Origin of the sequence: Saccharothrix coeruleofusca (assembly GCF_014648515.1) — a bacterium.
GTDB lineage: Bacteria > Actinomycetota > Actinomycetes > Mycobacteriales > Pseudonocardiaceae > Actinosynnema > Actinosynnema coeruleofuscum.
Window position 1 is genome coordinate 17,628 of sequence record NZ_BMRG01000027.1, and the last position, 11,288, is coordinate 28,915.

Here is an 11,288-nt window from a genome sequence, read left to right on the forward strand (position 1 = left end):
GGGCCCGTGCCGGGGCCGCCGGCACGGGCTCACCGGTCGAGCCGCCGGGCGAGCAGGTCGGCCGCGCCGTCGAGCAGGAACGCCGCGACCGCGTCCACGTCCCGGTCCCGCCACGCCGCCAGCGCCGTGCCCGCCGCGGCCGTGTTGAACGAGCCCATCGCGGGCCCGCACGGGATCTGCAGGTCCAGCGGCGCCTCGGAGGCGTCGTCGAGCGCCGCGCGCCGCGAGCGGTCGAAGTAGGACCGGAACACCGCCGCCATCCGCAGCTTCGGATCGGCCTCCACCGCGGCGCGCCGGGTTGCGGGCAGTCGCTCCCGCACCCGCTCCCACACCGCGTCGAGCGGCTCGGTGAAGCAGGCGGTCTCCAGCGACCGGCGGGTGCGCTCCGGGATCTCCTCCAGGCCGGGGTGCTCCCGGTAGGCGCGGTACAGCGCCTCGGCCCGCGCGCTGAACATGCTGCCCTTGCGGACAACGCGGCTGCGGGCCCCCAGCTCGAACAGCTCGCCCGCCGGGGCCCGCACCGTGTCGTCCACGTCCACCCTGGCGAGCAGGTCCTTGACCGCCGCCGGGACCCGCGCCTGCCGCGTGCACTGGTTCACCGAGCCGGTCACCACGAAGTCCGCACCGCACAGGAACGCCGCCGCGACGGCCTCGGGGCTCCCGATGCCACCGCCCGCGCCCACCCGCACGCGCCCGCCGGGTCCGTGGTCCGCCCCGGCGCGCAGGGCGAGGACCGCCATCAACAGCGCGCCGCCCGCCCCGCCGCCGAGCCACGCCGGATCGGCCTCCGCGACCAGGTCGCCCGCCACGGGCAGCCGCTCGGCGGCGCGTGCCTCCTCCTCGGTCAGGCGCCCGTCCCGGCGCAGCGCGTCGACCAGACCTGCGTGCGGGGGGCGCAGGAACGCCTTCGCCGCGTCCAGGCGGGACACCTTGACCAGCAGCTCCCTGCCGGGGGTGGCGTGGCCTCCGGGTGAGCAGCGCGCACCGGTGAACCGCCACCGCACCAGCTCGGCGGTGACACCGCCCGCGCCGGACGCCTCGCCGTGACGGACCCCGTGGCGCAGGGCCAGCTCCACCACCGCGTCCACCCGCTCCGGCGGTTCCACGCCGGAGGGCAGGTTGATCCCGAACCGGCCCCGGAGGTCGTCAAGGGCCCGCAAGTCCTCGTCGATGCGCTCGGGTGGTCGGCCCGCGGTGCCGAGGAAGCCCGCGAGGCCCGCGCCCGCGAGCGCGCGCAGCAGGACGGGGCCGGACACGCCGTGCCCCATCGAGCCCGCCAGGTAGCCGTGGCGCACCCCGTAGGCGTCGCGGAACGCGGCACTGCCCAGGAACGCACCGGAGTGCGCAGGCGCCGGGCCGGGCGGTGCCGCGGCCGGGGGAGCGGGCGCGGCCGGGGGAGCGGGCGCAGGCAGGTGCGGACGGGCCTTCCGCCACATCTTCGACAGCACCTCGCCCGGCCCCACCTCCTCCACCTCCGCCACACCCCGCTCGGCGAGCAGGCACAGCGTCTCCCACCACCGGACGGGGTTGGTCAGGTGCCGCACCAGCGCGCCGCCGATCTCGTCCCTTCGGTGCGGCCGGGCGGTGACGTTGGCGATCACCGGCACGCGCGGCTCCGCGAACCTCACCCCGCGCACCACCTCGGTGAACTCCCGCGCCGCCCCGGCCATGTAGCGGGAGTGGGCGGCCACGCTGACGTTGAGCGGCACGCACTTGCCGGTGCCGCGCGCGGCGACCAGGTCGGCCACCGCGCGCAGCGCCTCCCTCGGCCCGGCGAGCACCAGCTGCTCGGGAGTGTTGTGGTTGGCCACCTCGACCCCCTCGACGCCCGCCGCGCCGATCAGGTCGAGCAGCGCCTCCAGCCGGACGCCGAGCACCGCCGCCATGCCGCCCCCAGGCGCGCGGCCCATCAGCTCGCCGCGCCGCCGCACCAACCGCAGCCCCGTGGCGAAGTCGAAGCACCCGGCGGCGAACAGCGCGGCGAACTCGCCCGCGCTGTGCCCGGCGAGGTAGTCCGGCGCGGGCCGGTCCGCGCCCCGGTCCAGAAAGGCCAGCGCGCTCACCACGTACAACGCGGGCTGCGCGTACTCGGTCCGGCGCAGCCGCGGCGCCTCCGCCGAGCACAGCTCCCGCACGGAGTAGCCGAGGACTTCGTCGGCCTCGGCGACCAGCCGGGGGAACCGGTCGAACAGCCCGGCGCCCATGCCCGGTGCCTGGGAACCCTGGCCGGGGAACAGCAGCGCGACGCCCATGGCACGTCCTCCTGGTCGGGTCAGCTCTCCCACGGGTAGCGGCCGTGCGCGGCGTACGCGGTCAGCCGGTCCCGCACCCGCGGCAGCGCCATCAGCCGGTCCAGCTCCTCCACCGCGAGCCGTCGGGTGTCGTCGGTGATCGCCCACAGCGCGCCCGCGTAGCGCTTGAGGTCGCCCACGGTGGCCCCGTCCAGCTTGCCCGCCCGGAACACCAGCCGCCGGACCGCCTTGGCCGGGTCGTCGGCGACCTCGTCGACGAGCCCGCACGCCGCTGCCTCCGCGGTGCCGAGGGGACGGGTGGTCAGCGCCATGGCGTACGCCCTCTGGAAGCCGGTGCGGCGGATCAGGAAGGGCAGCACGCAGCACGGCAGCAGACCCCACAGCGCCTCTGGCAGCGCGAAGGTGCTGCGGGGTGTGGCCAGCACCAGGTCGCACGCGGCCAGCAGCCCGACACCGCCGCCCGCGACCCGGCCGTCGACCACCGCGGCCACCACCAGGGGGGTGCGCGTGAAGCGCCGCAGCAGGTCGAAGAACCGGCCGCCGGACTCCTGCGGGCCGGGGGTCCGCGCGGCGTCCACCAGGTCCATGCCGGTGCTGAACACCCCCGGTTCGGAGGTGATCAGCAGCACCCGGCACCGGGTGTCGGCCTCGGCCGCGTCCAGCTCGTCGTGCAGCCGCCGGACCAGCGCGTCGTCGATGGTGCCTGCCTGGCCGCCCCGGTTGACGCAGACCTCGCGCACCAGCGGGGACGCCACGGCGCGGGAGCGGCTCAGGTCCACCGGTACTCCCGGTGGAAGTCGCGGATGCGGTCCAGCACCAGCAGCCCGCGACCGTCGAAGCGGGTGTCGTAGACCCGGCCGTACCGCGCTGGGTCGAACACCGCGTCGCGGGTGCCGAAGGCGCTGTCGGCGAGCCCCTCGACCAGCCGGTCGTACTCGTCGACGGCCAGCTCGCACCGGTCCGCCACGGCCTTGCCCACGCCCATCCCGCCGACCAGCTCGGCCGCGCCGGCGGGCACCACGCCGCTGTAGAACTCCGACGCGCACCCCGAGCCGTACGAGAACAGTCCCAGCCGCCGGGGCCGGTCGGTGGGCCCGTGGTCGATGGCCGAGCACAGCGCCAGGTACAGCGAGGCGGAGAACAGGTTGCCGACCGCGCCGGGGTACTCCAGCGAGGCGGCGACGCGGGCCCGGAAGTCAGCCTCGACCTCGTCGGGCGGCAGCGGGTGGAACCGGCGCAGCAGCGCGCGGTGCGCGCCCTTGACCATCCCGGCGAACGGCGTGTGGAACACCAGGCCGTCGAAGGTGGCCACGGCGTCCACCCCGGCCACCGCGGCCGAGTAGGCGGCGAAGCTGTGCTCCAGGCAGTCCAGGTAGGCCAGCAGCGACACGTCCGGGTCGACCACGTCCACGTCGGTCGCGGGCCGGGCGGTGTCCATCACCTCGTAGGTGTGGAACCCGCTGGCGCCCTGGTCCAGCTGGAGGACCCCGGCCTGCCTGCCGACCAGCATCGCCACCGCGCCCGCGCCCTCCGACGGCTCCCAGTAGCTGCCGCGCGACACCGCGCTGGGCGCGTCGGTCGCCACGACCAGGGCGCGAGCCCGCGGGGACGCGCTCGTGGCGACGATGCCCACCGCGGTGCGCAGCGCGGCGGTGCCGCCGTAGCACGCGTGCTTGACCTCGAACGACCGGCAGCGCGCGGGCAGCCCGAGGTGGTGGTGCACGTAGGTGCTGATGGACTTGCCGAAGTCCAGACCGGATTCGGTGCCGACCACCACCAGCTCCACCTGCTCCCGCTCGGCCGGGGACAGGGTGTCGACCAGCGGCTTGGCCGCGTTGACCGCGTTGGTGACCGGGTCCTCGCACGGCAGCCCGACCGACCGCTGCCGCATCATCAGGTTGTCGAACCGGGCCATGCTCAGCCCGCGCCGCGAGAACAGCTCGCGCACGTCCACGCAGGCGCGGCCGACGTACGCGTTGATCGCCTCGATGCCGAGGGCCATCCGGGCCTCCCCGCCCCTCGTCGTCCGATCAGGACTTCCCGCCACCGGGCGCCTGCGGCAGCAGCAGCGTGTCCCGCACGCTGTCCTGCACGAACAGCCGCTGCCAGGTGCCGCCGCCCTTGGAGTCGTGGATCCGCTGCTTGCGGTGGACGCGCTCCGCGGTGGCCGGGCTGCGGTCCAGCTCGACCAGCCGCCAGTAGTCGTCCGGCTCGCGCAGGTGGATCATCGAGTAGATGCGGTCCTGCTTGCCGAAGTTCTCCTCGAACAGCAGCACCGTGACCGAGCCCGCCAGCTCGCGGTTGACGTGCTCCTGCCAGTCGTAGGCGAACAGCCTGCCCTCCTCCCGGAACTCGTACTTCACGTGGGCGGTGCGCAGCACGATCGCGCCCGCGTTGGCGGAGTTGAGCTGCACGTCCAGCGGCTGGCTGGTCTGGTTGCGGGCGGAGGGGACGTAGTTGTCCACTTCGGCCTCCTCGTCGTGGTGGTGGCCGAGGCCGTGCTGGGGCACCAGGACGCGCTCCTCGATGCTGCCCTCGACGAAGATGCGCTCCCAGTTGCCGTGGCCCTTCTCGGGCAGCCGGTCGACGGTGTTGATCTGCTGCACCCGCTTGTCGTGGTCGACCATGTCGAGCAGCTTGCGGTACTCGTTGGGCGAGCGGAGGTGGATCAGCCAGTGCAGCCTGTCCCGGACGCCGAAGACCTCCTCGTAGCAGTAGGTGCTCGCCACGCCCGCCTGCTTGTCGTTCATGTAGCGCAGCAGGTCGACGCTGAAGCCCCGGCCCTCCTCCGCGAACTCGTAGTTGAACCGGCCCTGCCGGTAGATCACGAAGCCCGCGTTGCCCGTGTGCAGCAGCCGGTCCGGGGCGAGCGAGGTCTGGTCCTGCGCCCTGGTCACCGCGGCGGTCCGGGGTGGGGTGGTGGCGGTCATCGCGCGTCCCTTCTCGTGCGTGGCGGGAGGTCCGTGGTGCCGGTTCTACCCGTGCGGGTCGGGGGATCGCTGTTCACGATTGAGCAGGGGACCGGCCACCGCCTCGACACCGCGCCGCAGGTCCGCCCGGATGGCCGCGAGCAGCTCGGCGGGAGCGCCCTTGAGGTAGAAGTGGTCGCCGTGGAATACCCGCAGGGTGAACTCCCCGGTCGTGGCGTGCCGCCACGCGGCCACCTCCTCCAGGTCGGCCTCGGGGTCGGCGCCCCCGACGAGCGCGGAGACCCGGCAGCGCAGCGGCGGCCCCGGCAGCGGCGCGTAGGTTTCGTTGACCTCGAAGTCGGCGCGCAGCGACGGGGTGAACAGCGCCCGCAGCCCGGCGTCGCGCAGCACCTCCGGCGGGGTGCCGTTCAACCGACCCACCTGGTCGAGGAACTCCGCCTCGGGCAACGGGTGCAGCGGCGGGCGCCGCGCGGGCAGGTGCGGCGCCCGCCTGCCGGAGGCGAACAGGCACAGCGGGTGGTGCCCCTCGGACTCCAGTCTGCGCGCCACCTCGTAGGCCAGCACGGAGCCCATGCTGTGACCCAGCACGGCGAACGGCCGGTCGACCCGCCGCGCCACCGCGCGGGCCAGCGGCCCGACGATGTCCTCGGCGCGGGTCAGCGGCCGCTCGCGCAGCCTGCGCTCCCGGCCCGGCAGCACGACCGGGAGCACCCGCACGTCCGGGCGCAGCGCTTCCGCCCACGGCCGGAAGAATCCGCCCCCGCCCCCGGCGTGCGGGACGCAGAACAGCAGCACCGGCGCGTCGCCACCCGCGCCGGACCCGGTGATCCAGTCGCCGGTCACGACGGGCCGACCCCGACGGCGGGTGAGGGCGCCCGCTCGGCGAGCGGTCCGCCCGCCACGGCGTCCAGCCGCTCCCGCAGGTACCGCGCGGTGGCGGTCATCAGCCGCTCCGCGACCACGTCCACGTGCCTGCGCCGCCGGTCCTCCAGGTCGGTCCCCGCGACCCACCGGTTGAACGCGCCCATGGCGGGGCCGCAGTGCACCTGGAAGTTGACCCGCTCCCGCTCGACACCCCGCAGCGCCACCGCGGTGGAGTGGCGGAAGTACCAGCGCAGCACCAGGCCGAGCTTGCGCTTGGGGTCGCGCTCGGCGCGGACCAGCTCGTCGGGCCTGCGGGCCGCGAGGTGGTCGCGCACCTCCGCCCACACCGCGTCCAGCGGCCTGCCGAAGACGTCGCGCTCCAGCACGGCGCGGGTTCCCGGTTCGATCTCCTCCACCCCGCCGCAGCCGCGGTAGAGCTGGTGCAGCCGGTTGGCCCTGACGGCGAACAGCGTGCCCTTGCGCACCACCTGCACGCGGGCCCCCGCCTCGAACATGTCGCCCGCGGGCGCGTAGCCGGTGTCCTGCACGTCCAGCGCCGCGAGCATGTCCTTGACCGCCTCGGACGTGCCCGCCTCCGGGGTGCACTGGTTGATCGACCCGGTCACCACGAAGTCCGCTCCCAGCAGGAACACCGCGGCCAGCGCTTCCGGCGTGCCCAGGCCGCCCGCCGCGCCGACCCGGACCGCGCCCCGACCGGCGACCTCGTCCGCCAGCCGCCGCACCGACGGCAGCAGCGCCAGGGCGACGCCGCCGTCGGTGTGGCCGCCGGAATCGGCCTCGACGCAGAGGTCCTCGCTCACCGGCAGCGAGGCCGCCACCGCGGCCTCGGCAGCGGTGAGGCGGCCCTGGTCGACCAGGCGGTCCACCACCGCCCGCGGCGGCGGTCGCAGGAACGCCGCGGCCACCTCCGGCCGGGAGACCTTGGCCAGCACGCGGTTGACCGCGACCGGTCGCCCGGTCCGGTCGACGTGCGCGCCCGCGTAGCGGTAGCGCACCAGCGCGGGGGTGATCCTGGTGTAGGCCGCGGCCTCCACGTGCCGGACACCGCGGCGCAGGTACAGGTCCACCACGGCTTCCTCGGCGTCCGGACGGTCCGGTGTGGACAGCAGGTTCGCGCCGTACCGGCCGTCCCGCCCGAGGGCGGCCTGGATCTCGCCGAGCGCCTCGTCGACCCGCTCGACGCGCAGGCCGCCCGCGCCGAAGAAGCCCATGAGCCCGGCCCTCCCCATCCTGATGACCAGGTCGGTAGAGGAGATCCCGTGGTACATCGACCCCGCCAGGTAGGCGTAGCGCAGGCCGTAGTCGGCGCGGAACGCGGTCGAGCCGAGCTGTTCGGGCCGGGGTTCGGCGGTGCTCGCGGCCGGGCGCGCCGCGGCGGTCGCCCCGCCGCCCCCGGCGTCGCCGACCGGGGCGGGGCGGCGCGCGGACCGCAGGGCGGACCGCCACAAGCCGGTCAGCACGGTGCCGGGACCGACTTCCGCCACCTCGGTCACCCCGCTGTCGAGCAGGTGCGCCATGCACCGCGCCCACTGGACCGGGCGGTGGACCTGCTCGGCCAGCAGGCGGCGCACCGAGCCAGGGGGGTAGGGGAGCCCGGTGACGTTGGACAGCACGGGCAGCGCGGGATCGGCCACCGCCACCCCGGCCAGGTGCCGGGCGAACTGCTCGGCGGCGGGCCGCATGGCGCGGGAGTGGAACGCGCCGCTGGTCTTCAGCGGCACGCACCGCCCTCCGCGAGCGCGGATCTCCCGCCGCAGGGCCTCCAGCGAGGACCGCGGTCCCGAGAGCACCACCTGATCGGCCGCGTTGTGGTTGGCGATGTCGACGTCGTCGTACCCGCCCTCGGCCAGCAGTGCCGACACGGTCCCGGCCGTCGGTCCGACCACGGCCACCATGCCGCCCCCGGTCGCCAGGGACATCAGCTCACCGCGCCGCCGCACCAGCTCGACACCGGTGGGGAAGTCGAAGCTGCCCGCGGCGAACAGCGCGACGTACTCGCCGAGGCTGTGCCCCGCCAGGAAGTCCGGCGGCGGTTCGTCCTCGGCCATGGCGAGGTGGCTCAGGACCCCGACCACGAACAGAGCGGGCTGCGCGTAGCGGGTGTCGCCCAACCGGTCGTGCGGGTCTTCCAGGCACAGCTCGGTGACCGAGTGGCCGAGCACGGCGTCGGCGACCGCCACCAGATCGGGGTGCCGCTCGAACAGCCCCGCCCCCATCCCGCGGTGCTGGGAGCCCTGCCCAGGGTACAGCCACGCCCTCATCGCACCTCCTCCGTCGCCCGGACCGTAGGAGGCGGCCTGCCGGGGTGCTGCTCAACACTGCGCCCCGGCGCGACCTCCCGGCGCTGAATAAAAGTGAGCAGAGGCGGTCGCCGGACGTGGTTAGCGTCCTGACGACGCAAGGGGATCCCGGTCCGCCGCGTCGCCCGCACCCCGGCCCCGACAGAGAGGTGCTAGATGACTGCGCGATGCCTGCACACGTTCTTCGAACGCCAGGCCGCCCGTTTCGCGGACCGGGCGGCGGTCACCGTCAGCGGACAGCGGCAGCTGACCTACGGCGAGCTCAACGCGTCGGCCGACCGGGCCGCAGCGGCGCTGCGCCGGGCGGGCGTGCGCCGCGGTTCGCTGGTGGGCCTGTGCGTCGACCGCTCGGCCGACCTCGTGGTCGGCGTGCTCGCGATCCTCAAGGCGGGCGGCGCCTACGTGCCGCTGGACCCGGCCTACCCGGTCGAGCGGATCGACTTCCTGCTCCGCGACACCGGTGTGGACCTCATCGTCTCGGTGTCCGCGGTCGCGTCCGCCGTGGACGGCCCCGGCCGCCGGGTGCTGCTGCTCGACCGCGAGGAGGAGTGGCCCTCGGGTGACGAGCCCGTCCAGGACGAGCCCGCCGGGCCCGCGGACCCGGCCTACGTGATCCACACGTCGGGGTCGACCGGTGTGCCCAAGGGCGTGCCCATCACCCACGAGCAGGTGATCGGCCTGTTCGAGCAGACCGGCCCCGCGCTGGAGCTGGACGACCTGGACGTGTGGACGCTGTTCCACTCGATCAGCTTCGACTTCTCCGTCTGGGAGATGTGGGGAGCCCTGCTGCACGGTGGGCGGCTGGTCGTCGTCGACACCGACGTGGCCAGGACACCCGCCCGCTTCGCCGAGCTGTTGGCGGCCGAGCGGGTGACCGTGCTCAGCCAGACCCCGTCGGCGTTCAGCAGACTGGTGGACCAGGTCGACGGGGCGGACAGCCTGAGGCTGGTGGTGTTCGGCGGTGAGCGGCTGGACATGGGCGTCCTGCGCCCGTGGATCGCCCGGCACGGCGACCGGTCGCCGCAGCTGGTCAACATGTACGGCATCACCGAGGTCACGGTGCACGCCACCCTGCGGCGCATCGAGGCCGCCGACCTGGACCACCCCGACGTCAGCCCCCTCGGCGCGCCGCTGCCCCTGGTGCGGGTCGAGCTGTTCGACGAGGACCGCCGTCCCGTCCCCGATGGCACGCCGGGCGAGATCCTGGTCAGCGGGCCGGGCGTGGCCTCGGGCTACCTCGGCAGGCCGGAGCTGACCGCGGAGCGCTTCGTCGAGCTGGGGGGCGTGCGCTGGTACCGCTCGGGCGACCTGGCCGTCCGGGTCGGCGGAGAGCTGCGCTACCTCGGCCGGACCGACCGGCAGCTGAAGGTGCGCGGCTACCGGGTCGAACCCGCCGAGGTGGAGGCGGTGCTGCTGGAGCACCCGGAGATCACCGCCGCGGTGGTGGTCGACGACGACCACGGCGACGGCGACGTGCGCCTGCTGGCCGTCGTGGCGGCCGCGGTCGACCGGCCGGACCGGGACGTCGACCGCCTGGCCGGGGAGCTGGCCCGGCTCGCCGCCCGGCTGCCCGCCCACCTGCGCCCCTCGGACTACCGGGTCGTCACCGACCTCCCGCTGACCCCGCAGGGCAAGCTCGACCGCGCGGCACTGCGGTCGGCGGCGACCGGAGCGAGCGCGGTGCCGGGCGACGGCGCGAGCGGTGACGAGGCGGTGGTGCGCGCGATCGTCGCGGAGATCACCGGCCGCCCGTCCATCGGCCCGGACGACGATCTGTTCGAGCACGGCGTCACCTCGCTGGCGTTCGCGCGGATCATCGCCGCCGTCAACGACCGGTTCCGCGCCGGGCTGACCGGTGCGGAGCTGGAGGAGCCCACGATCACCTGCCTGGCCGGCTGCGTTGCCGCGCGAACCCGGCGGGCCGACTTGCAACAGGTAGGAGGATGACATGTCCGGTGACAGCTTCGCGCTGAGCGCGGAGGAGCTGGCGAGCTTCCACAGCCGTGGCTACTTCGGCCCCTTCCAGGTCTACGAGGTCGAGGAGATGAAGGCGCGCTGGCGGCGCGAGCGGATGCGGCTGATGGACCGCAGCCACGCCATCTACCAGGGCGACGCCGCCGAGTCCGGCAACACCAACATCGCCAACTACGACCGGCACATGGACAACGCGTTCCTGGCCGACCACATCGTCAGGCCGGAGATCGTCGACCGGGTGGCCAGCGTGCTCGGCCCCGACGTGCTGTGCTGGCGCAGCGAGTTCTTCCCCAAGTACCCCGGCGACGAGGGCACCGACTGGCACCAGGCCGACACGTTCGCCAACGCCTCGGGCAAGCCGCAGATCCTGTGGCCGGGCGAGGGCGAGGACTTCGGCGGCACGCTGACGGTGTGGACCGCCTTCACCGAGGCGAACGAGGAGACCGGCTGCCTGCAGTTCATCCCCGGCACCCACCGCAGCATGTTCTACGACGAGACCAAGCGGATGCACTACGACCCGGACAAGATCAACAAGGTGGACAAGGACGGGGTTCGCCGCGGGTTCTTCGGCTACGACTACCGGGACCTCCAGATCGACCCGGACTGGAAGCCGGAGGAGTCCAAGGCGGTGTCCATGGTGATGCGACCAGGGCAGGCGATCATGTTCTGGTCCACGCTCATGCACGCCTCCCTGCCCCACGCGGGCAAGACCGACGAGATGCGGCTGGGCTTCGCGGGGCGGTACGTGCCGACCTCGGTGCGGGTGTACCCGGACACGGACGTGGTCGAGGAGTACGGCGGCTCGGTGTCGCTGGAGAAGTGGGGCGCGGTGCTGGTGTCCGGGCAGGACACCCACGGGCACAACCGCATCGCCACGCACACCACGCTGGGGCACCCGTTCACCACGCGCGCGTCCGGTGTGGGCGCGGCCAACGGCTGATCGGGGA

Annotated in this window: 8 protein-coding genes; 2 read left to right on the plus strand and 6 right to left on the minus strand. The window is 74.4% G+C overall.

What is annotated here, in order from left to right; genetic code table 11:
• Positions 1 to 29: 29 nt before the first annotated feature.
• Genes fabD (IEZ00_RS34015) through fabD (IEZ00_RS34040) form a run of 6 tightly spaced genes read right to left on the minus strand, consistent with a single transcriptional unit; the run spans position 30 to position 8,328 of the window.
• On the minus strand, positions 30 to 2,252 hold the full coding sequence (gene fabD / locus IEZ00_RS34015) for an ACP S-malonyltransferase (protein ID WP_189223363.1): 2,223 nt from the start codon (positions 2,250 to 2,252) through the stop codon (positions 30 to 32).
• A gap of 20 nt (positions 2,253 to 2,272) precedes the next feature.
• Positions 2,273 to 3,031: an enoyl-CoA hydratase-related protein gene (locus IEZ00_RS34020; RefSeq protein WP_189223364.1), complete on the minus strand. Its 759-nt coding sequence runs from the start codon at positions 3,029 to 3,031 to the stop codon at positions 2,273 to 2,275.
• A complete protein-coding gene (locus IEZ00_RS34025) occupies positions 3,022 to 4,254 on the minus strand; it encodes a hydroxymethylglutaryl-CoA synthase family protein (RefSeq protein WP_189223365.1) in 1,233 nt (410 codons plus the stop codon). Before IEZ00_RS34025 ends, IEZ00_RS34020 begins: the two co-directional genes overlap by 10 nt.
• Before the next feature lie 28 nt (positions 4,255 to 4,282).
• Positions 4,283 to 5,182 carry a DUF6039 family protein gene (locus IEZ00_RS34030; RefSeq protein WP_189223366.1) on the minus strand — a complete coding sequence of 300 codons (900 nt, stop codon included), beginning with the start codon at positions 5,180 to 5,182 and terminating at the stop codon, positions 4,283 to 4,285.
• Between the two features lie 45 nt (positions 5,183 to 5,227).
• Positions 5,228 to 6,025 (minus strand): thioesterase II family protein, encoded by a 798-nt coding sequence (locus IEZ00_RS34035; RefSeq protein WP_229795525.1) that lies wholly within the window; start codon positions 6,023 to 6,025, stop codon positions 5,228 to 5,230.
• Positions 6,022 to 8,328: an ACP S-malonyltransferase gene (fabD, locus tag IEZ00_RS34040; RefSeq protein WP_189223367.1), complete on the minus strand. Its 2,307-nt coding sequence runs from the start codon at positions 8,326 to 8,328 to the stop codon at positions 6,022 to 6,024. The genes IEZ00_RS34035 and fabD (IEZ00_RS34040) overlap by 4 nt, the downstream gene beginning before the upstream one ends.
• A gap of 195 nt (positions 8,329 to 8,523) precedes the next feature.
• Between fabD (IEZ00_RS34040) and IEZ00_RS34045 the strand changes: the two genes are divergently transcribed.
• Entirely contained in the window at positions 8,524 to 10,314 is a 1,791-nt protein-coding gene (locus IEZ00_RS34045) for a non-ribosomal peptide synthetase (RefSeq protein ID WP_189223368.1), read from the plus strand.
• Between the two features lies 1 nt (position 10,315).
• A complete protein-coding gene (locus IEZ00_RS34050; RefSeq protein ID WP_189223369.1) occupies positions 10,316 to 11,281 on the plus strand; it encodes a chlorinating enzyme in 966 nt (321 codons plus the stop codon).
• The last annotated feature ends 7 nt before the right edge of the window (positions 11,282 to 11,288 follow it).